Below are 23005 nucleotides of genomic sequence, written 5' to 3' on the forward strand. Positions count from 1 at the left end.
ATAGTAAATAGTTCAATCGTAATAATACGCTTCCCCAGTAGTTCAGTTGGTAGAACGGCGGACTGTTAATCCGTATGTCACTGGTTCGAGTCCAGTCTGGGGAGCCATTATTAACATCAGCTTCATTCCTCGAAAAAATTCTCTGTTACTTTATACCCTCACTTTCATTTGAAACTTTATTGATTGATAATGTCGCTAACTTAATGTCTTCTGCACCGTCATTCTACTCATCTAATTTACCTGTTTTTTCCTGTGATTATAGTGCTTTAGGTTAATAATAATTTAATACTACACCTGCTATAATATTATTGGTTATTATATACACTATTGTGACAACACATTTATCATCATGCCCATCTAGATGACACTGTTATTAACGACAGCATTTGGCTGAATGGCATAAATTGGCAACTCGTAAGGAATGGATGTTTTATGGGCTTATCAAAATCCTTTCAGCTGGTTCTGTTAATTGTTTTCGGCCTATTGGTTTTCCGTATTTACTCGGTTGAAAATAATGAAGTTCAAGAACAAGGTGAAATCGCACGCGCAAGTTATTTGCAATATGTGCAAACATATCGTAACTGGGATGGTGACGGCGAAGCCCTATATCAGCAAATGTCGAGTACATTTACTTTTCAATTCTTCCAATTTATTCATAATACTGACAGTAATCTAAACTTCACTCACGGTAGCTTACAACGTCCAAGTGATGACTTTGCCAGCAAAATTTTCGATATTGAGCTCGGTCACATAGACTCTTTTCCCCAAGCACGCTTGCAAGTTCGACTAGACACATCGAGCGTACTTTCAGCGAATATTGCCGATCTAGAACAAACCGCCACCTTATTAATTGGTGCGTATATTCTGCTAATGTTGTTGTTTGCTGCATTAGTACAATTACATAAAAACCACATTCGGTATGCAGCGGAGTACATTACACATATTCCTGATTTGTCTTTTTTAGCACTAGAACGTTCTCGTTTCCCTGGGGTTTTACGCCCATTAGGCAATGCCCTTGAAACTTGCCGTAGCCAATTGAAACTTAGCCTAGACAGCGTCAGAAAAGAAAACGAATTACTCACTAAAGCCGCTTACCAAGACCCCGTCAGTGGTTTTTCTACTCGGCAACGTTTTACTCAATTTTTAGAAGACTTAAGCAAATCAAATAAACAGCAATATGGCGTCTTGATCATGGTAAAAGCCGCAGAGCTTGCGAGCATTAACCAACTACATGGACGAGCCGCGGGTGATGATTATTTAGCTAAATTGGCTAATTGTATTCGTAAAGCGGTTTCATCATTAGGGGTAAATGAATGTTTTAGAGTCTCCAGTGGTGACTTTGCAGTCTTTATCGATGGCTTAACACTTAAAGAAGGTGAAAAATGTTTAGAGAGTCTTAAACGTCATCTCGATGAGTATGCTCAAAGTACTCGTAGTGATTCCATTGCCCATGCAGGCATGGTGCCTTATAAAGAAGGGTGTGAACCTTTAACGTTAATGGCATTAGCGGACACTGCAGTCAGCATTGCACAAACATTAGGGCCTAACCGATATTATCAACTTGAGAAGCTCTCTGGTGATGAGCAATTGGGTGATGACCATTGGAAAATTACCATTGATGACTTAATTAATCGCCGCAGCATTAACTTTTATCAACAACCTATTCAGCCTTGTAATAATCAAACAGACGTCTATCGTGAGCTGTTAGCACGTTTTTATAACGCTGAAGGTAAACACCTGCCTACAACCACAGTGATTGCGATGGCTGAGCGTTACGGCTTGAATGTCGAACTTGATAAAATGATTGTGATACAAACCATTAAAGTGTTAAGTGAAAACCCAAGTGTTATCGGCAACATGGGAGTCAACATTAGCGCATTATCGGCGTTACAAGATGGCTTTACCACCTGGTTAAAAGACCTATTGACCAAGCATCGTCAAATTGCATCTCGGATCATATTCGAACTTAATGAGTCTGGTATGCAAGCCAATTTAATTTCCAGTCATCAATTTGTCAGCGAAATGCATAAAGTCGGTGCTAAAGTGGCTATTGAGCGTTTTGGCTTAGGATTTACCTCGTTTAAATTTTTCCGAGAAGTGCGCCCAGACTTTATCAAATTAGACAGTAGTTATAGTGATAATATTGAGCAAGATAACAACAATAAGTTTTTTGTTCGTATGATTGTCGATATCGCTAAGCGTATCAGTATTCGGGTAATTGCTACCGGTGTTGAAAAACAAGACGAAAAACTAACTTTAGAAAAATTACTCGTTGACGGCCTACAAGGATATTACATTGCAAAACCTGAATTACTGGTCAAAAAACAGTAATTATTGTGTTATAAAAAGGTAAAATTGAGCATTTTATTACAAGGTTAAGCATTTTATGTTTAACCTTGTTTTTTATCCGTTGTTTCTCAACGCTAAACCTTAGATAATACTAAGATCTATTGGTCAAAAAAATGTAGCAATGACAGAGTACCTTCTTCTATTAATCGGCACAGTACTGGTTAATAACTTCGTCCTAGTTAAATTCTTAGGTCTATGCCCTTTTATGGGGGTGTCGAGCAAATTGGCGTCTGCGATTGGTATGTCAATGGCGACCACGTTTGTATTAACCCTCGCCTCAATTTTAAGCTATCTCACCAATGAATTTTTATTACAGCCTTTCGACCTCAGTTACTTACGTACCATGAGCTTTATTCTGGTGATTGCCGTTGTAGTCCAATTTACTGAAATGGTCGTACAAAAAACCAGTGCATCACTGCATCGTGCTTTGGGTATCTATTTACCGCTTATTACCACTAACTGTGCAGTATTAGGTGTGGCTTTACTCAATGTAAATGAAGACCATAACTTTATTCAATCTGCTATTTATGGTTTTGGGGCAGCGGTTGGCTTTTCATTAGTGTTGATTTTATTTTCGGCTATGCGTGAACGCTTAGCCGCTGCCGATGTGCCCGTCCCCTTTAAAGGCGGCGCAATAGCGATGATCACCGCAGGACTAATGTCGTTAGCGTTTATGGGGTTTGCGGGGCTGGTTAACTAATATGACAAGTATATTTATTGCCGTTGCTGTGCTGAGTTTATTGGCATTAGTGTTTGGTGTTATTTTAGGTTTTGCCTCAAAGAAATTTAAAGTCGAAGGTAATCCGGTTATCGATCAAGTCGAAGCCTTGCTACCGCAAACGCAATGCGGCCAATGCGGATACCCAGGTTGTCGGCCTTACGCTGAAGCGATTGCGAATGGTGACCATATCAATAAGTGTCCTCCTGGCGGTACTGCGACCATGGAGAAAATTGCCGAATTGATGGGGGTTGATCAAGAACCTTTAAATGCCGAAGCCCAATCTACAGTAAAAAAAGTGGCTTACATCCGTGAAGACGAATGTATTGGTTGCACCAAATGTATTCAAGCTTGCCCAGTAGATGCCATTTTAGGCGCGGGTAAACTCATGCACACCGTCATCGCCAAAGATTGTACGGGTTGTGATTTATGCGTAGAACCTTGCCCTGTTGATTGTATCGACATGATCCCTGTTGAAACCACTCTGCAAAATTGGGATTGGAAATTAAACACAATCCCAGTCAAGGTGATTCATTCTGAGCAAGAGGAACAAGCGTGCTAACGTTATTAGAACAACTTGATAAAGGGTCGTTGTGGCAATCTCCTGGTGGGATCCATCCTCCTCAATTAAAAACACTTTCTAATCAATCTGCGATTGCGCGCTTACCCCTTGCTAAGCGTTTTGTCGTACCGGTACCGTTAGTTGGTGAGCAAGCTACGTTGACCGTGGCAGTGGGCGATAAAGTGTTAAAAGGTCAGGCACTGACAGAAGGTGCTGGCTTTACTTATTTGCCGGTTCATGCGCCTACGTCAGGACAGATTATTGCCGTAGAGCAACACGCAACTAACCACCCTTCTTCACTTCCAACATTGAGTTGTATTATTGAGGCCGACGGGCAAGACACCTGGTGTGATTTAACCTCTAATAGTCTTGAGCAACTGTCTAAAGCGCAAATATTAGATAAAATTAAACTAGCAGGTATTGCAGGCATGGGCGGCGCGGCATTTCCAAGCCATGTCAAACTCAATCCTGCCAGTGAAATTAACTTAGTCATCATCAATGGTATTGAGTGCGAACCCTATATCACCTCAGATGATCGACTAATGCGCGATCACAGTGATGAAATCTTGTCTGGCGTAGGGGTGATTAACCATCTACTTAACCCTCAGCGGATAATTATTGCCATTGAAGACAATAAGCCTGAAGCGGCGCAAGCCATGCAAGCAGCGGTTAATCGAAGCGATTTGCCTAAAGGCGTCGTTCGCGTCACGGTCATTCCGACAAAGTATCCTTCTGGCGGTGAAAAGCAGTTAATCCAAATTATCACAGGCAAAGAAGTGCCCAGTGGCTCGATACCTGCTCAACTCGGTATTGTGGTTCACAACGTTGGTACCGCCTATGCTATTCAAGAGGCGATCTATCAGGGTAAACCGCTTATTGAGCGCGTTGTCACCTTAACCGGCGAACACATTGGCCAACCGGGTAATTATTGGTTACCCATTGGTACTACAGTGGCAGATGCATTGCAGTCGGTTCATTTTATCGAATCTGCCGAGCAGAAAGTCATTGTCGGTGGCCCGATGATGGGTTACGCCCTAGCTGAGTTAGATGTACCTATTTTAAAAGGCACTAACTGCTTGTTAGTACCAAGCCAAAATGAAATGGCTCCTGTTGTTGATGAAAAAGCCTGTATACGTTGTGGTGAGTGCGCAGTAGCCTGTCCTGCATTGTTATTACCACAACAACTTTTTTGGCATGCAAAAGCCGAAGAGTACGATAAAGCGGCCAGTTTTAACTTAAAAGACTGCATTGAGTGTGGTTGTTGCAGTTATGTATGCCCAAGTGATATTCCGTTAGTTGAATATTATCGCGTTGCTAAATCGGCATTAAAAATAGAAGCGGAAGAGAAACGTCAAGCTGAACAAGCTAAAATCCGTTTCGAAACACGCTTACAGCGCTTAGAAGATGAAAAGAATGCGCGTGAAGCGAAAGCCAAAGAAGCGGCCGCCAAACGTCAAGCAAGCATGAAGTCAACAGACAAAGACGCCGTTGCGGCCGCCATGGCACGCATTGCGGCTAAAAAAGCGCAAGATGCGGCAATATCTTCAACAACTGCGTCAGTTGAAACAACAACACCAGCTCCGCTAACCGCAGTCGATCCGAAAAAAGCCGCAGTCAATGCAGCCATTGAGCGCGCTAAAGCCAAAAAAGCGGCCCAAGCAACAGCATTAAGCAGTGAATCGAATAACACTACTCACGACACTGACGTTGTCGTCGATGACAAGCAAGCTAAGATTGCCGCCGCGGTTGCACGCGCCAAAGCCAAGAAAGCAGCTCAAGCCAGTCAAACCGACGCGACGGCAGCAGGTTCTGAGCCAGCAACTGAAACTCAATCAACAATTAGTATTGAATCATCAACAGATGCCATTGATGATAAAAAAGCCCGCGTCGCAGCAGCCGTTGCCAAAGCAAAAGCTAAAAAACTTGCTCAAGAAAGTCAAACTGACGTCACATCAGCAGCATCTGTACCAACATCTGAAATTGAATCAACGGTTAATATTGAATCACCAATAGATGCCATTGATGATAAAAAAGCCCGTGTCGCAGCGGCCGTCGCTAAAGCAAAAGCTAAAAAACTTGCTCAAGCCAGCCAAACGGACGTGACGGCAACAGGACCTGTCCCAGCAACTGAAATGGAGTCAACGTATATTGAACCACCAACTGATGCCATTGATGATAAAAAAGCCCGTGTCGCAGCGGCCATCGCTAAAGCAAAAGCTAAGAAGCTTGCTCAAGCCGGTCAAACGGATAAAGCCGTTACCCCTGATGAATCAACAGAAAGTGAATCATCATTAGAGGCTATACCTGCAATATCTCAAACAATAACAAATGATAACGTGGCTAGCTTGCACACTGAAACGACACCAACGTTTGAACATGAAATAGTATCTGTTAGCAATACCACTTCAGTCATTAACAATGACGATGCTGTTGAGTTAACCCCTGAACAAATCAAAAAAGCCAAAGTCGCGGCAGCTGTTGCCAAAGCAAAAGCGAAAAAGCTCGCTAAAAGTGCTGAGCAAGAGGAACAATAATCATGGCATTTAAAATTGCCTCGTCACCCCATGTGAGTACCAGTTTACACACCAATACCGTGATGAAACGGGTGGCCTTATGCCTTATTCCGGGTATTGCTGTTCAAAGCTATTATTTTGGTTTGGGAACCTTAATTCAATTACTCTTGGCAGTGAGCGTGGCATACCTCGCTGAAGCTGCGGTAATGAAGTTACGTAACAAACGCATTAAAGCGACGCTGAGTGATAACAGTGCACTGGTTACGGCGTCATTACTTGCTGTTGCCATTCCACCATTAGCGCCTTGGTGGTTAATTGTTATCGGGACCCTTTTTGCCATCGTCATCGTAAAACAACTTTATGGTGGTTTAGGCAATAACGTATTTAACCCGGCAATGGCTGCATATGTATTACTGCTTATTTCATTTCCCGTTCAAATGACCTCATGGGTTGCACCGCAAACCATTGCAATGAATCACGTTTCTTTGCTGACCAGTGTGCAAACTATTTTTGAAATCAATCAATCTTTTGCGCCTGAGTATTTTCGTTTAGGTATAGACGGCATAACCATGGCGACGCCTTTAGATACGCTCAAAACCGATTTATCCATGGGGTTAACCACCACGGAAAGTTTAGCAAAACCTATATTCTCTGGAATGGCTGCTGAAGGCTGGTTTTGGGTTAATATGGCCTACCTTGCTGGTGGGCTTATCATGTTAAAACTCAAAGTGATACGCTGGCATATCAGCGGCGCTATCATTGCCAGTGTGTTTGTATGTGCTAGTTTCGGCTTTTTAATCAGTCCCGATACCTTTGTCAGTCCGTTAATGCACCTATTTAGTGGTGGCACTATGCTTGCGGCTTTTTTTATCGCTACGGATCCGGTGACTGCGGCAACCAGTCCACGAGGTCGATTAATATTTGGCGCCATGATTGGTGTATTGATTTACCTTATTCGTACTTTTGGTGGTTACCCAGATGCGGTGGCATTTGCGGTATTGCTCGCCAATATGTGTGCGCCATTTATTGACTACTATGTCCGCCCACGTAGCTACGGTCATCGCACAGGAAACTAACCATGTCTATTAATGATAATCCGATGATTAAAAATGGCTTATTGTTAGCCCTGTTTGCATTGTGTTGCACGGGTTTAGTGGCGATCGTTAATGCCCTCACCCACGACATTATCGCACTACAGCAACAAAAGCAGCTAACCGAAACCTTAACTCAAGTCATTCCAACTCACTTACATGACAATGTGTTATTTGAACAATGTATTTTAGTACACTCACCAGAGTTACTGGGCAGCAAAAATGCCTTACCCGCTTACTTAGCTTATAAGAATCAACAAGCTGTTGCGATTGCCATTGAAGCTATTGCCCCCGATGGTTATAACGGTGAAATCAAACTGATTATTGGTATCGATAACAACGGCCAAGTATTGGGGGTGCGCACGCTATCGCATCAAGAAACACCTGGCCTTGGTGATAAAATTGAATTACGTAAATCAGATTGGGTGACTCACTTTAGTGGCAAACTGTTTAAAGATAATACGGACTTGTGGAAAGTGAAAAAAGACGGTGGTCAATTTGATCAATTCACTGGCGCCACTATTACGCCACGCGCCTATGTCAAAGCCATCAGTAAAGCGTTAAGTTTTGTAGAGCTTCATCGTCAAGATTTATATAAAAGCCATGTAAAGTGTGAGGGCGACCATGAGTAATTATCGCGAAATAGCGAGCCAAGGTTTGTGGAAAAATAACCCAGGACTTGTCCAGTTACTTGGTTTATGTCCCTTACTGGCTGTCACCGCAACCATCACGAACGCATTGGGTTTAGGGGTTGCGACACTATTGGTATTAATGGGTTCAAACATCTTAGTATCATTAGTACGTGATTATGTACCAAAAGAAATCCGTATTCCGGTGTTTGTCATGATCATTGCTGCCTTAGTGACCTGTGTGCAATTATTAATTAATGCTTATGCTTATAATTTGTATATTTCATTAGGCATTTTCTTACCGCTCATCGTCACAAACTGCGTCATTATTGGTCGGGCAGAAGCATTTGCATCGCGTAACTCACTAGCACATTCAGCTTTTGACGGGTTAATGATGGGCTTAGGTTTTACAGCAGTATTAGTCGTATTAGGCGCAAGCCGTGAGCTATTAGGCCAAGGCACGTTATTTGATGGAGCCGATTTATTATTAGGTGAATGGGCCAGTATATTGACAATACACGTCTGGCAAGTTGATACCCCCTTCTTACTCGCCATGTTGCCACCAGGCGCATTTATCGGCATGGGCTTACTCATTGCCCTTAAAAATGTTATCGACAGCAGAATTAAAGCTAGGCAGCCTAAAGTGGAGTCTGTTGGAGTGACTCGCGCTCGGATCACTAAGGTAAGTTAACTACATTATTATGAATAAAGAAAAACGCATTCAGATATTAACGCGACTACGAGATAACAATCCAAAACCAGAAACTGAGTTGAATTTTTCCAGCCCATTCGAATTATTAGTGGCAGTGACATTATCAGCACAAGCAACAGATGTTAGCGTAAACAAGGCAACGGATAAGTTATTCCCGGTAGCGAATACCGCTCAATCGATTTATGACTTAGGTGTCGATGGGCTCAAGCAATACATCAAAACCATTGGTTTATATAACAATAAAGCCATCAACGTGATTAACGCATGTAAAATGTTAATCGATTTACACGGCGGCGAAGTCCCCGAAAATCGTGAGGCGTTAGAAGCATTACCTGGTGTTGGCCGTAAAACGGCTAATGTGGTCCTCAACACGGCCTTTGGCTGGCCTACGATAGCAGTAGATACCCATATATTTCGAATGGCAAATCGCACTAAGTTTGCACCCGGTAAAAATGTCGACCAGGTCGAGCAAAAAATGCTAAAAGTAGTTCCAAGCGAGTTTAAGGTGGATGTACATCATTGGTTTATTTTGCATGGCCGTTATACTTGTATTGCCCGTAAACCACGTTGTGGATCTTGTATTATCGAAGATCTTTGTGAGTTCTCTGAAAAGATTTACCCTGAAGAATAGCCGCAAAAAAATGACCAATACACATAATGTGTTTTGGTCATTTTTTTATAATTCATTGTATGTTAACTCATCAACTAACATGCAATAAACTAGCGTTTTAGTCACAAGGATTGAATCTATTGATTACATCCCAAGTGATTTATCATTGAATCTTTGTCGCTTAATCTGTAGCACTGTTTAATACTGATTTAAAACATCGCCACAAAAAATGCGCTAAAACAAATTGCGATTACAACGGTAGTGCCTAAGGCCATTTTTAATTCTGTTGTCATTGTCTTGCCTCCATGTAGGTATAAAAGAAGAATAACGCCTTTTGCTTATGAACCCAAAAAATATCATCACAAATGTGAGCTAAAGCAAAAAAATAACGGTATTCATTTTAATGCTGTTATTTACTGGGTCGGATTATCCCGTTTTTTTGTTGAATAATGAGATTTAATAACGAGTTTTAATAGCGCTCTGTCGAGTCTGGTAAAATATAAATTGTTACAGATCAACAGACACTCATCTTTTCATTGTCATCTGAGCTTGATACAGTCAGGTATATTTTTATTTAAGAGAGAACATTATGTCGCAATTACTTCACACTATGATCCGCGTTGGCGATTTAGATCGCAGCATCACCTTTTACACTGACGTAATGGGTATGAAACTACTGCGTAAGTCTGAAAATGCTGAATACAAGTATACCCTCGCCTTCGTGGGTTTTGGTGAAGAAACCACTGGCCAAGCTGTTATTGAATTAACGTATAACTGGGGCGTAGACAGCTACGACTTAGGTAACGGTTTTGGCCATTTAGCCATAGGTGAAGAAGATATTTATGCCCGTTGTGACGCTATCACTGCCGCAGGCGGTAAAGTGACTCGCAAGCCAGGTCCTGTAGCAGGCGGCACGACTGAAATCGCTTTTGTTGAAGATCCTGATGGCTATAAAATTGAATTAATTCAGAAAAAGTCAGCGACTTCGGCTTTAGGCTAAACGGTTCGCATATACATTTTATCATTAAGTATAATAAAGCCATCAATTAGCTTAATGCCGATCAGTTAATAACTGAAGCTATACAACATAAAAAGATCTCTTGACCGATCTTTTCAGTCTGCCAAAATCCGATGATCTTGATTATCGGATTTTTTTATGGAAGTTTCAGAAGCGCTTGCCCGTACTTCAATTAACGACCAGATCGAATCTCATGCCTTCCTGATGTCCATGAACCCGCTATTATTCAATCTTGTCTAGACCCACATTAATACCAATTCCAGCAATTATCTGGCCATTCAGCGGGAATTCTGTGTCTTCTAGGCAAGTAATAGGATTGTAGGCATAGTTGCTCTCGGCAACTGCTCCTGCGTTGCTCTACCTACTGCATCCATGCAGTCGCACCTCAAAATGCTATTAAGCAGTATAGAAGACACAGAAACCCGCCTTGCAGGAGACACTCAGACTTTCCATTTCTTTGTTGCATCGCCTTAAAAGGGAATAACCATTCTTTCAACAATGCGCCTCAAACTGAAAAGTCTGAGTGGCTCTGATTGGTCACATAATTAATGGAAATGGTATAAGACGGCGAAACTCCCCATGGACGCTATGGTTTGAGCTGATATAGGTATGTATTTCGCAATGAACCCGCTCGTCAATTGATTAAGAAGCTTGATATTGTCTGATCACGAAAAGTTGATTACGTTTCGAGAAGTGCTGCAAAACAGGACAGCAAAATGTTGGGAAGTCATGTGGTTCGCGATATATTCCATCGCTCAGCCGTCACTTGGCATCAACGTGCTGAGCATCCTGATTGGTGTGATTTGATTATTTTTGGCGTTGATGGCGTGGTATAGCGAACTCCTGAAACGAAAGAAAATAGCGTAGATTTGGCGCGCACAGCAAACCGAGATCAAGTTAACGAATAAAAGGTCCAAAAAAAAAGCCTCGTTGAAGAGGCTTTTTAGGGTAATCGTTACCACATTAAATCATCTGGAATCGCGTAATCTGCATATGGGTCATTAGCATCACTGACTTGCGCAACGGCATCTTTCGCTGCTTTGTCCCACAAATAGCCACACCACTGAGGGACTAATAACTTCACGCGCTCAGCGAGTTTATGTGGCACCAGGTAGCTTTTGTCTTCGTGGCGTACAATTCCTAAAGTGCCATTAAGCAACTCGGCTTGAATTTTATCGGTAATGTACAACGAATAAATTTTGTTTTCTAAGGTGTAGTTAAATTTAAGCTCAGCATCTTTAGGGATCTTGATGGCAAATTGAGAAAACTCACTAATTAAGCCGCGCACTTGGCCTTTTTCAGACGCCTCTGCAAAGCGTTGTTCATTTAAGGCTTTGTCTTTTTTAGCCTGTTCTAATTTCTGCTCGGCAATTTGTTGCTTAAGCTCTGAACTGCCATCATCGACTTTGGCTTTTTTATTACGACGTTGCTGGGTCTTCACATCGCGCACTTTTTGTTTACTGGCAAGACCGGCTTTGAGTAATTGATCTTGTAATGCATTTGCCATGATTTGTTACCTTTAAATAATAATGTTTATAAGCCATGTTTGGCGGCAATGTCGCCTAATTCGGTCATCGCAATACTGGCGCCACCTAATGACCAACCGCCATCAACGGGCAATACCACACCGGTAATGTACGATGCCATGTCGGATGCAAGAAATAATGCTGCGTTAGCAATATCTTGGCCTTTGCCGTTACGCTTTAATGGCACGCTATTAGCCACACGTTGTTGTAATTCATCACTGGGCGCTAAACGGTTAAAGCCTTCTGTGTCGGCAATTGGGCCTGGCACAATTGAGTTAATTCGAACCCCTTCAATGCCCCACTCTAGCGCTAAGGTGCGGGTTAACATATCAACACCCGCTTTTGCGGCACACACATGAACTTGCAGTGGCATCGCAATATAAGCTTGTGGCGCTGAAATTTGAATAATGCTCGCGCCTGGGCGCACCAATAACAGATAAGCTTGTTTAAGCACCTGAAAACTGCCAATCAAATCAATATCAATGACAGACTTAAAACCGTTATTAGACAATTTTGCGGCGCTTGCAGGGAAATTACCTGCTGCGCCACTGACCAACACATCGATTGTTCCAAATGCATCAGCAATAGTGCTAAAGCCAACGGTTAGCGCTTCATTATCGCGCACATCAAAGCTAACACCGATATGCTGCGCTTGGGGATTGGCGTGCTTAAGTTGCTCTACTGCAGCATTGACTTTGTCTATGCTGCGACTGGCAACTGCCACATTGGCGCCGGCTTTGGCAAACGCTATCGCGACTTGCAGGTTGATACCTGATGTGCCACCAACCACAACCACATTCTTGCCTGCATAACTAAAACCGTTGTCAGTAAACCCTGTGCTAGTAACCATTGTCATCCCTTATTAGTTTGTTTTGATTGACGTTAAAATGTTTATACTTGAAGCGATTGATGTATCGCTTTTAGCGCAGCTAGCGGATCTGCCGCTTGTGTAATAGGACGGCCAATCACCAAATAATCCGAACCAGCTGCAATAGCTTGCGGTGGCGTCATGACCCGATGTTGATCGCCGGCATCGCTGCCTGCGGGACGGATCCCTGGTGTGACTAGGGTAAAATCCTGGCCGAAAGATGATTTAAGCAGTTTCGCTTCTTGAGCGGAACACACCACACCATCAAGACCAGCTTGATGAGTTAATTTAGCGAGACGCAATACATGTTCGAATGCGGGCACATTAATGCCAAGCAACGCTAAATCCTCATCCGACATTGACGTTAATACAGTCACTGCAATCAGTAAGGGTGCATCTTTACCAAACGGCACTAACGCATTTTTCGCCGCTTGCATCATGGCTAAGCCACCACTGGCATGCACGTTTGTCATCCACACACCTAAATCAGCTGCAGCGGCGACCGCTTTAGCGACAGTATTAGGAATGTCATGGAATTTTAAATCGAGGAATAAATCAAAATCACGACTGTGAATGTCTTTGACTAATTGGGGGCCAAATAAGGTAAACATTTCTTTGCCGATTTTTAAACGACACATGGTTGGATCGAGTTTATCAATAAAAGTCAGCGCATCGGCTTTATTGTCATAGTCGAGGGCAACTACAATGGGTTTATCAGTCATTTGGACTCCAGCGGCAATAGCTTTTGTTAATTATTATAGAATGTTTTTTGAAGGGTTACTCACCGTCAAGGCCTTTGATCCGTTTTATACTGCCCCATTGCTTACATGACGGACAATGCCAATATAAACTGTGAGATGGAAACCCACAGGCAGTACAGCGGTAGCTTGGACGGAATTTAATTTGTTGTTCTACAAGCTGCTCTAGCATTGATAAGCTTTGTTTCGCTTGGCCATCTTCTGCTTGTTTAATGTGTAACTTCATTAAATGCTGAAAACCTTTCATGGTCGGATGGCGATATAAATTATCGAGCATCATGGTTTCAGCACTTTGATGTTGATTAACACTGATTTTATGTTCGGCTAACGCCACGACCACACTGGCCCCTGCACCATCGGCAATCGCTTTCGCTAATAATTCGTGAAAACCGTCAGGATCTTGAGTGTCTCGGTACACTTGCTTTGCAATAGCCACTACATCGGCGAACAAATCAATATCAGCAACTTTTAACTCAGATATTGCCTGCTTGCATAAATCATGTTGGCCTGCATCGAGGTAAATTTTTGCTAGCGTTAACCAGGCACGACCGCATTTGTTGTCTTGTTTAATGGCTTGCTGTAGTTTTTTTATTTTATCAGCGTCGTTGCTGGCTTCATCTGCCAGTTGACAATAAAAATGGGCGGTGGTGCATTTAAGCACTTGCTGACGTTTGCGCGGTAAACGTTTGGTGATATCAATGGCATTTTGCCATTCTTTGGTCACCTGATAAATCAAGATAAGCTGAGTTTCAGCTTCTTCACTGTGATCGTCCTGACTAACCAGATTGAGAAATATCTCTTCTGCACGGTCGTAAAACCCCGCAGCCATGTAATCTTTGCCCAATTCCATCATCGCAATATCGCGCTGTTCGTTGGTGAGACTTGGACGGGCAATCAAATTTTGATGAATGCGGATAGAGCGGTCAACTTCGCCGCGTTTACGAAACAACGACCCTAATGATAAATGGGTATCAATGGTTTCATCATCGACATCTAGCATACTAATAAACAAGTCTACGGCTTTATCAGACTCATTAGACAGTAAAAAATTAAGCCCAGTAAAATAATCCCGGCTTAATTTTTTACTTTGTTGGCTATCGCTATGGCGAATACTGCGTCGCCCCATATACCAACCGTATCCGGCAGCAATGGGCAATAACAAGAACAAGATTTCTAGCATACTAGACAGCTTGATCCTTTGGGGTTACGTCAATGTTTATCGCATCGACTGCAGTGAATTTTTTCAAGGCTTTATTACTCTTACGTAACGCCATTTTGAGCTTGATAATGTGATAACTTGCAAATACCCAACTAAGAATAAACCCGCTAAAAAACACGGTAGCAAGTACAACCGGCAAGCGGTATTCACCTTCTGCGATAAAGTAACTCAACGTTACGACTTGTTCGTTTTTAGCCCCAAATAGTAAAGCTAAAACAAAGAGTAATCCAATTAGTACAATAACAATAAAAGATCTCACGCTATTCTCCATGTATACGCATCAATATAATGATTATCCAAGAAATTTACTGAGCTGACCAGCGTTGACTGTCATTAGATACAAAAAAGCCTCCAAAAGGAGGCTTTTTTTAAAGCGTTAATCAAACATTAACAGCATCGACACGTTCGCGCAGTTCTTTGCCTGGCTTAAAGTGCGGTACATACTTGCCTTCCAAATCAACAGATGTGCCTGTTTTTGGGTTACGACCAGTACGAGGTGCACGATAGTGAAGAGAAAAACTACCAAAGCCACGGATTTCTATACGATCACCGCCTTCTAATGTTGTCGCCATTTGCTCCAACATCTCTTTGATTACACTTTCCACTTCTTTCGCCGACAATTGCGACTGCCTAGTGGCGAGTTTTTCGATCAGTTCAGATTTTGTCATCTTAGCTATCCTATATTATCAAGCCAAACACAGTCGCCTAATGGGGACGACGTCCCCATACAACAGGCGATTTTCGATTACTTACGAGCCGCTTTGAAGGCTTCAGCCATCGCGCTGCTCATTACAACGTCATCTTGCTTGTTCAGAGTAGCAATCGCTTCTTTCTGTTCAGCTTCATCTTTCGCTTTGATAGATAAGCTGATAGAACGGTTCTTACGATCTACACCCATGAACTTAGCTTCGATTGCGTCACCTACTGAGTAAACAGTAGATGCATCTTCGATGCGCTCTGCAGAGATGTCAGCTACACGGATGTAACCTTCAACAGTGTCTGCTAATTCAACTGTAACACCTTTAGCATCAACAGCAGAAACAGTACCGTTAACTACGGTGCCTTTCTTCTTGTCAGCTAAGTATGCGTTGAATGGATCATCTTCAGTTTGCTTAACACCTAAGCTGATGCGCTCACGCTCTGGGTCTACAGATAGAACCACTGCGTGGATTTCGTCGCCTTTCTTGTATTCAGAAACTGCGTCTTCGCCAGTACCGTTCCAAGAAATGTCAGATAAGTGAACAAGACCATCGATTCCACCGTCAAGACCGATAAAGATACCGAAGTCAGTGATTGACTTGATCTTACCAGATACTTTGTCGCCTTTGTTAAACTTAGTAGCGAAGTCATCCCATGGGTTAACTTTACACTGTTTAAGGCCTAGAGAAATACGACGACGTTCTTCATCGATGTCTAGTACTAACACTTCAACTTCATCACCTAAGTTAACAACTTTAGATGGGTGAATGTTTTTGTTAGTCCAATCCATTTCAGAAACGTGTACTAAACCTTCAACGCCTTCTTCGATTTCTACGAAGCAGCCGTAGTCAGTAAGGTTAGTTACGCGACCAGTAAGCTTAGTGCTTTCTGGGTAACGCTTGCTGATTTCTAACCATGGATCTTCGCCAAGTTGCTTAAGACCTAGTGATACGCGAGTACGCTCACGGTCATACTTAAGAACTTTAACGTTGATTTCGTCACCAACATTAACGATTTCAGATGGGTGCTTAACACGTTTCCACGCCATATCAGTGATATGTAATAGACCGTCAACGCCACCTAAATCTACGAATGCACCGTAATCAGTAAGGTTCTTAACGATACCTTTAACTGCTTGGCCTTCTTGTAGATTTTCAAGAAGTGCATCACGCTCAGCACTGCTTTCAGATTCGATAACTGCACGACGAGAAACAACAACGTTGTTGCGCTTCTGATCAAGCTTGATAACTTTGAATTCTAATTCTTTGTACTCTAAGTGAGCTGTGTCGCGAACTGGGCGCACGTCAACTAGAGAACCTGGTAAGAAGGCGCGGATACCGTTTAATTCAACAGTGAAACCACCTTTAACTTTACCATTGATGATACCGATTACAGTTTCAGCATCTTCGTACGCTTTTTCTAGAACGATCCAAGCTTCATGACGCTTAGCTTTTTCGCGAGACAATTGAGTCTCACCGAAGCCATCTTCAACAGAGTCAAGGGCTACGTCAACTTCATCACCAACTTGAATTTCTAGAACGCCTTGTGCGTTTTTGAATTCGTCAGCGTTGATTGGGCTTTCAGACTTAAGACCAGCGTCTACAAGTACCATACCGTTTTCGATGGCAACAACTGTACCACGAACGATAGAACCTGGACGGAACTCAAGAGTTTGAAGGGATTGTTCAAATAGATCAGCAAAAGATTCAGTCATGTTTTAGGTTACTTTCATTAAATAAACCACCATCCATCCTAGATGTGGAGTCTAGTAATATTATTCGTATCATCCTTAACACGAATACCTACTGTGCGCGTTAATCGGGAATTCGATTAGGCTACAGTAATTTTTTGTTCAACATATTCAAGCACTTGCTTCAATACATCGTTAATGCCTATGCCGCTTGTATCAATAACAAGTGCATCTTTAGCAGGCACTAGCGGCGAGGCGGCGCGATTAATATCACGGTCATCTCGTTCAATAATTTCTGCTAAAAGGCGGTCGATTTTAACATCGAAGCCCTTGTCCTGCAACTGATTATAGCGTCTTTGCGCCCGTTCTTCAGCGGACGCCGTTAAAAATATTTTTACTGGGGCTTTAGAGAAAACCACTGTGCCCATATCGCGACCATCGGCCACTAACCCTGGGGCGGTACTAAAAGCACGTTGACGACGCAATAATGCTTCACGTACGCGGGGTAATGCGGCTACTTTTGAGGCGGCATTAGAGCATTCTTGAGTGCGGATAGTCGTCGTGACATCTTCTCCTTCTAAAATCACTTTAATGGCATCTTGCTCAGTGCCAGTAAGAAACTGCACATCAAGGTGGGCTGCCAGCAGTGTTAATGCTTCTTCATTTTCTAATTCTACATCATGATGCAAAGCAGCTAACGCTAACACACGATAAATTGCACCACTGTCTAATAAATGCCAGCCTAAATGGTGTGCCAATAATTGGCATATCGTCCCTTTCCCTGCACCGCTAGGGCCATCAACTGTGATCACTGGAGACCGTTCAGACATAATTTCCTCCGAAAATAATCTATCTTCCCTGACAATAATAAAGGGGTTCGCCAAAATTAAGCGCGCGCATTGTATAACAAATAAATATTAATTACTGATGAATTTTCGATAATTAAAACCAAGATCGCCCTTTTATATTGTAAAAAAACGCAAAAGGACGACAGCGATTCTGAGGTGTTGAGGCTATTTGGCTAATCGAGAAAATTGGGCAAAATAGTCTGGGAACGTTTTAGAGGTACAATCTGGATCGTTAATGGTAATGCCACAATCAGCAAAGGCCATCATTGAAAAACACATTGCCATACGGTGATCATTATACGTATCAATATCAGCCGTGTTCAATTTGGCTGGCGGTGTAATGGTGATGTAATCATGTCCTTCATCAACAATCGCCCCTACTTTACGCAGTTCTGTCGCCATTGCAGCTAAGCGATCGGTTTCTTTAATCCGCCAGTTGTAAATATTAGTCAGTTTGGTAGTGCCTTTGGCAAATAACGCAGCCGTAGCAATGGTCATGGCCGCATCAGGAATATGGTTCATGTCCATTTCGATGGCCGTTAACGACGATTTACGGGCAATAATGTAATCATCGCCCCACTCTATATCGGCGCCCATTTTAGCTAAAGCATCTGCAAACTTAACATCGCCTTGAATGCTTAATCGCCCTACGCCAGTAACTTTAACTTCACCACCTTGTATCGCACCGGCGGCTAAAAAGTACGATGCCGATGATGCATCGCCTTCTACTAATACTTTACCTGGTGACACATACTGTTGACCGGCTTTAATTTCAAATCGTTGATATTGGTGGTTAATAACCTCAACACCAAACTGTTTCATTAGCGCAATCGTAATATCAATATAAGGTTTTGAAACTAATTCGCCTTTGATTTTGATGTTAACGCTGTCTTTAGTTAATGGCGCAACCATCAATAAAGCCGTTAAAAACTGACTGGATAAATCTCCAGCAATATCAACATCACCACCATTAAGGCCGGTTGCATTAATGGTTAATGGCGGAAAACCGTCATTTTTAAGGTAAGTCACATCAGCACCTAATTGACGTAATGCATCAACTAAATCGCCGATAGGACGCTCTTCCATGCGAGGCTCACCGGTCAGGGTAAACTTACCCTGACCGAGTGTTAATGCTGCACATAATGGACGCATTGCCGTGCCAGCATTCCCTAAAAATAAGCTCTGTACTGTGGTAGATGATATTGGGCCTGCATTACCTTCAACGACACAAACGGTTTTATCGTCACTTAACCTGTATTGAATACCTAATTGCTTGAGTGATGCCAACATATATCGGATGTCATCTGAGTCAAGCAAATTAGTCAGAGTCGTGCTGCCCTTGGCAAGTGTGGCTAACAATAATGCACGATTGGAAATGCTTTTAGAGCCAGGGATATTAATTTCGCCGTTTATGCAGGTAATTGGATCAAGACGCAGTTGCTTCATTTGCTTTCTTCTTTTGCTACAGATTAAGTTCACGTTAATCTTGGTGGTAAACATCACTCAGTTATTGCCGAACAGCGTAAATCAAGTGGCACAAATTCATATTAATAGGTACACACCTATCGACGTCATTTGATGACGATTTCACGTTACAAAATACGGATTACGGCAGTAATATCAAGCATAAATTTGATTATTTACGCCGCCAATACTCACGATTGACTTAAGATAAATCCAAAACAATGTAATGGCCAGCCATTACATCAGATAATCTCTCGATATGACAGTATTATTTGTCTGTTCAATTAACTTTCCAAATGAAAAAATCTCAAGGCGTAATTAATCATCCCAACCGACAATAATCACTTTAACTCTGTGTTTAAAGCACGTTATGCTTAGTACAAATAGCAAATACAAGGTTCTATTCATGTTCGATACCCTAAAAGCCCTACCTGCCGATCCAATTTTGGGTCTACTGACACAATACCGCGAAGACAGCCACGCCAATAAAGTTGACTTAGGTGTGGGTGTTTATAAAGATCCTGTGGGTCACACGCCTATTTTAGATTGTGTTAAAGCGGCTGAAAAAATTCGTTTAGACACCGAAACGACCAAGGTATACATAGGTCCGACCGGTTCTGCGCCCTTTAACCAATTAATGGGCGAATTAGCCTTTGGCGCAAGCCACAGTGCCTTGATTACGAATCGTGTTAGAACGGTATCGACACCCGGTGGAACAGGCGCACTAAGAGTTGCTGCTGACTTTATTAAGCGCTGTAATCCTAATGCTGTATTGTGGGTGAGCGACCCAACCTGGGCCAACCACACGGGGTTATTTGAAGCGGCGGGTATTACGGTAAAAACCTACCCATATTACGATTACGACACCAAGAGCCTTAAGTTCGAGCAAATGCTGGCAACCTTAAATACCATAGGTAAAGACGATGTGGTGTTATTACACGCTTGTTGTCACAACCCTAGCGGCATGGATTTAAACACGCAGCAATGGGATGAAGTCGTTAAGGTCACCGTTAAACAAGGCTTTACACCACTTATAGATATGGCCTATCAAGGCTTTGGTGATGGCGTTGATGAAGATGCTTACGGCGTACGTCAAATGGCAGCAGCGGTAGAAAGCATGATTTTATGCAGCTCATGCTCTAAAAACTTTGGCCTTTACCGTGAACGTATTGGCGCTTGCTCAATTGTGGCTAAAGACAGTGCCACAGCTGACATTGCGCTATCGGTCTTGCTGTATGTCATTCGCTGTATCTACTCAATGCCGCCAGCACATGGTGCAGCCATTGTAGAAACTATCTTAGGCACCCCTGCCCTTAAACAGCAATGGTTGCTCGAGCTTAAAGAAATGCGTGACCGCATTAATGGTAACCGTGAAATGCTAGTCAATCAGCTTATTGCTAATGGTGTTGAGCGTGACTTTAGCTTTATCGCTCGTCAAAAAGGCATGTTCTCATTTTTAGGTGTTAACCCAGAGCAAGTTGCAACGCTTAAACAGCAATACAGTGTGTATATGGTCGGTTCAAGCCGCATTAGCATTGCCGGTATTAGTGAAGCGAACGTTGATTATTTGGCAAAATCAATTGCTGCGGTGATCAAATAACCCGAGTTATGTCATTGCAGATACAATAAAGCCGACTACTTAAGTCGGCTTTATTGTTTCATTATAGTTTGTCGCACTATAGTTTATTGCATTATAGTTTGTCTCATTAGACTTTATAAAATGTGCTAAGTAAAATTTGGCCAACTATCAAAAGGTTGCTTTTCTAATACCATGTTGCCTTTTTCATCTTTAGAGATGTTTATCCACGCTTGCCAGTTTTCGTAATCAATATCGGGACAGTCTAAACGGTAATGACTGCAGCGACTTTCTTTACGCATAATGGATGCTTTGAGCTTCATTTCTGCGGTGATAATCATATTCTCAGTTTCGTGCGCCAAGCGAAGTGCATGTAAATCGTCCGCCATTAACATCGGGACATGGTGCTCATATAGCTCCTCAACATACGCTAACGCAGCTTGCATCATGCGCTCTTTTTTAATGTAAAGCACAAAGTTAGGGATCATCACGCCCTGTAACACCTGAGTCACCCAAGCTGGGCTATAACCACGTTGACGCTTTAATGGCGCTAAAATTTGTTGGTTAACCAATGCCAAATATTGTTCAGACACATCCAACTTACTGGCCATTCCGAGACTTTCATTTGCCGCAGCAGCCCCTGCGATGGCCCCTTGTACAGCAGAGCCCGCCAACGATGAACCGATTTGGGTATAAATACCACCCGACATATAAGACCCTAGCGCATCACCTGCTGCATATAAACCAGGAATCGTCGACAACCCTTGGGCATTGATTGGCACCAGACCTTCTGACTTATGGATTGCCATCCCGGCACTCGAACCGCCGACTTGCTCGCCGCCCATACCAGGTGGGCCAGAATGGCCTTTACTTGACACTAAACTGCGTAAAAAACCTTCTTCTGGTGGTTTAGGTGGAGGACCAGATTGTTTAAATGCTTCTGGCACAAACGGTCCCGCGGGAAAGACATTGGTTTGACTAACCGTTTGCTGCTTAACCGCTTCACCTGGGCGTTGTGGCCTTGGTGGCATCATCATAACGGGCGCACCTTGAGTGTATGCTTGATAATTCATATCGACACCCAAATGATGATTAATTTGCGCAGAGGTAATCGACGGCTTTTCTTCTATTTGTCCATGCCAATTATCATAACTTGAACCTGAGTTTTTAGCCGAACCAGGATGCCCATCATTCCATTCTTTACCCGTGACTTTAGCACCAATTTTATAGGCCATAATCGTACCGTCATGGGTTAAATCACATACCGGAAAACCATTGGGTTTAAACCCACCAGAACCAGTGCATAACACCACGGTTTTCGCATGATAATGGACGATTTTTTGCCTATCTAAACTAAAACCTGATGCGCCGACTACACGGCCATCTTGTTTGAGCAGATGAGTGATCATCATGCGCTCTTCAATCGGTATATTGCGCTCACTCAGAGGCTTCATAAAACTGTGGTGGTAAAGTGGCGAGTCAAAAAAGCCCCAATCCTTTAATTCTTGTACCCGCGCATAAGAATGTTCGGCAAGTTGTCTGGTATACACTGGGTTGTTGGTTTGTATTGCAGATTCGGTCACTGTGTCGACAAATTCATCAATGCTCATGCTGGCATTGGCTTTATCGTAACTAAAAATACCTTTGGCAAAAGGGGTTAACCCGGAGCTGCCAACACGACCTTTAGACACCATCAACACGTTAGCGCCAGCGTCGTGGGCTTTGACCGCCGCAAACACACCGGCCATGCCGCCGCCAATGATCAATACATCAAGGTGGCGATTTTCAATCGTAAAATCATCACTGTCTATTTTGGGTTTGTTTTCTTGCGCGGGTGCATCAAACGAAATATTCGCTAATGCTGCAGCCCCTGCAATACCGCCAGCAATACCAATAAACTGACGGCGCGATAAGTTAGCTTTAGGGTTCATCATTACCTCCAAGAAACCATAACAGGGATACTTTTATCTGGCGTGATAGTAATTGCCCCTACAGGGCAATACAGTCTGCACAAATGACAGATTTGACAGTCTTCTGGATAACGAATTTCTGCTTTATTTGTCTCTTTATTCATATGGATAACATCAGTTGGACAACTTTTAACGCAAGCTTCACAACCAATACACCCAGAAATTTGTTTAATTGGCATGCTGCG

Annotated in this window: 21 protein-coding genes and 1 tRNA gene; 11 read left to right on the plus strand and 11 right to left on the minus strand. The window is 42.7% G+C overall.

Annotated features, from left to right (window positions below):
• The first annotated feature begins 31 nt into the window (after positions 1-31).
• The 10 genes from AC19MV_RS14505 (at position 32) to gloA (ending at position 10184) form a co-directional block, all read left to right on the plus strand.
• Positions 32-107 (plus strand) — tRNA-Asn (locus tag AC19MV_RS14505).
• Between the two features lie 325 nt (positions 108-432).
• Complete coding sequence (locus tag AC19MV_RS14510; protein WP_498308431.1) at positions 433-2331, plus strand: EAL domain-containing protein; 1899 nt, start codon at positions 433-435, stop codon at positions 2329-2331.
• A 139-nt stretch (positions 2332-2470) separates the two neighbouring features.
• Positions 2471-3049, plus strand: a complete 579-nt coding sequence (gene rsxA / locus AC19MV_RS14515; protein WP_188916400.1) for an electron transport complex subunit RsxA — start codon at positions 2471-2473, stop codon at positions 3047-3049.
• A 1-nt stretch (position 3050) separates the two neighbouring features.
• Complete coding sequence (gene rsxB, locus AC19MV_RS14520) at positions 3051-3629, plus strand: electron transport complex subunit RsxB (protein WP_432401977.1); 579 nt, start codon at positions 3051-3053, stop codon at positions 3627-3629.
• Entirely contained in the window at positions 3623-6163 is a 2541-nt protein-coding gene (gene rsxC, locus AC19MV_RS14525) for an electron transport complex subunit RsxC (RefSeq protein ID WP_498308433.1), read from the plus strand. The genes rsxB and rsxC overlap by 7 nt, the downstream gene beginning before the upstream one ends.
• 2 nt (positions 6164-6165) lie before the next feature.
• Positions 6166-7218 (plus strand): electron transport complex subunit RsxD, encoded by a 1053-nt coding sequence (rsxD, locus tag AC19MV_RS14530; protein WP_498308435.1) that lies wholly within the window; start codon positions 6166-6168, stop codon positions 7216-7218.
• A gap of 2 nt (positions 7219-7220) precedes the next feature.
• Positions 7221-7865 carry an electron transport complex subunit RsxG gene (rsxG, locus tag AC19MV_RS14535; RefSeq protein WP_498308437.1) on the plus strand — a complete coding sequence of 215 codons (645 nt, stop codon included), beginning with the start codon at positions 7221-7223 and terminating at the stop codon, positions 7863-7865.
• Positions 7858-8553 carry an electron transport complex subunit E gene (locus tag AC19MV_RS14540; RefSeq protein WP_498297415.1) on the plus strand — a complete coding sequence of 232 codons (696 nt, stop codon included), beginning with the start codon at positions 7858-7860 and terminating at the stop codon, positions 8551-8553. The genes rsxG and AC19MV_RS14540 overlap by 8 nt, the downstream gene beginning before the upstream one ends.
• A gap of 10 nt (positions 8554-8563) precedes the next feature.
• On the plus strand, positions 8564-9205 hold the full coding sequence (gene nth / locus AC19MV_RS14545) for an endonuclease III (protein WP_432401985.1): 642 nt from the start codon (positions 8564-8566) through the stop codon (positions 9203-9205).
• A 568-nt stretch (positions 9206-9773) separates the two neighbouring features.
• Positions 9774-10184 carry a lactoylglutathione lyase gene (gene gloA, locus AC19MV_RS14550; RefSeq protein WP_432401987.1) on the plus strand — a complete coding sequence of 137 codons (411 nt, stop codon included), beginning with the start codon at positions 9774-9776 and terminating at the stop codon, positions 10182-10184.
• Between the two features lie 973 nt (positions 10185-11157).
• Here the strand turns inward: gloA and AC19MV_RS14555 are convergent.
• The 9 genes from AC19MV_RS14555 to aroA form a co-directional block, all read right to left on the minus strand.
• On the minus strand, positions 11158-11709 hold the full coding sequence (locus tag AC19MV_RS14555) for a DUF2058 domain-containing protein (protein ID WP_498308439.1): 552 nt from the start codon (positions 11707-11709) through the stop codon (positions 11158-11160).
• Positions 11710-11735: 26 nt separating this feature from the next.
• A complete protein-coding gene (locus tag AC19MV_RS14560) occupies positions 11736-12578 on the minus strand; it encodes an SDR family oxidoreductase (RefSeq protein WP_498308441.1) in 843 nt (280 codons plus the stop codon).
• Positions 12579-12619: 41 nt separating this feature from the next.
• Entirely contained in the window at positions 12620-13318 is a 699-nt protein-coding gene (gene pyrF / locus AC19MV_RS14565; RefSeq protein WP_498297406.1) for an orotidine-5'-phosphate decarboxylase, read from the minus strand.
• A gap of 55 nt (positions 13319-13373) precedes the next feature.
• A complete protein-coding gene (gene lapB / locus AC19MV_RS14570) occupies positions 13374-14534 on the minus strand; it encodes a lipopolysaccharide assembly protein LapB (RefSeq protein ID WP_432401997.1) in 1161 nt (386 codons plus the stop codon).
• A 1-nt stretch (position 14535) separates the two neighbouring features.
• Positions 14536-14832, minus strand: coding sequence for a LapA family protein (locus tag AC19MV_RS14575; RefSeq protein ID WP_432401999.1), 297 nt, complete (start codon positions 14830-14832; stop codon positions 14536-14538).
• Positions 14833-14953: 121 nt separating this feature from the next.
• Complete coding sequence (ihfB, locus tag AC19MV_RS14580) at positions 14954-15241, minus strand: integration host factor subunit beta (protein WP_432402001.1); 288 nt, start codon at positions 15239-15241, stop codon at positions 14954-14956.
• A 77-nt stretch (positions 15242-15318) separates the two neighbouring features.
• Positions 15319-16986 (minus strand): 30S ribosomal protein S1, encoded by a 1668-nt coding sequence (gene rpsA, locus AC19MV_RS14585; protein WP_432402003.1) that lies wholly within the window; start codon positions 16984-16986, stop codon positions 15319-15321.
• A 116-nt stretch (positions 16987-17102) separates the two neighbouring features.
• Positions 17103-17792 (minus strand): (d)CMP kinase, encoded by a 690-nt coding sequence (cmk, locus tag AC19MV_RS14590; RefSeq protein ID WP_498308443.1) that lies wholly within the window; start codon positions 17790-17792, stop codon positions 17103-17105.
• A gap of 183 nt (positions 17793-17975) precedes the next feature.
• Positions 17976-19256, minus strand: coding sequence for a 3-phosphoshikimate 1-carboxyvinyltransferase (gene aroA / locus AC19MV_RS14595; RefSeq protein WP_498308445.1), 1281 nt, complete (start codon positions 19254-19256; stop codon positions 17976-17978).
• Between the two features lie 424 nt (positions 19257-19680).
• Between aroA and AC19MV_RS14600 the strand changes: the two genes are divergently transcribed.
• Complete coding sequence (locus tag AC19MV_RS14600) at positions 19681-20874, plus strand: amino acid aminotransferase (protein ID WP_498308447.1); 1194 nt, start codon at positions 19681-19683, stop codon at positions 20872-20874.
• A gap of 125 nt (positions 20875-20999) precedes the next feature.
• On the opposite strand, the gene AC19MV_RS14605 is transcribed toward AC19MV_RS14600, so the two are convergent.
• Positions 21000-22784 carry an FAD-binding protein gene (locus AC19MV_RS14605; RefSeq protein ID WP_498308448.1) on the minus strand — a complete coding sequence of 595 codons (1785 nt, stop codon included), beginning with the start codon at positions 22782-22784 and terminating at the stop codon, positions 21000-21002.
• Complete coding sequence (locus AC19MV_RS14610; RefSeq protein ID WP_137227248.1) at positions 22784-22999, minus strand: 4Fe-4S dicluster domain-containing protein; 216 nt, start codon at positions 22997-22999, stop codon at positions 22784-22786. The genes AC19MV_RS14605 and AC19MV_RS14610 overlap by 1 nt, the downstream gene beginning before the upstream one ends.
• Between the last annotated feature and the right edge of the window lie 6 nt (positions 23000-23005).

This window comes from Shewanella sp. MF05913 (assembly GCF_059758095.1).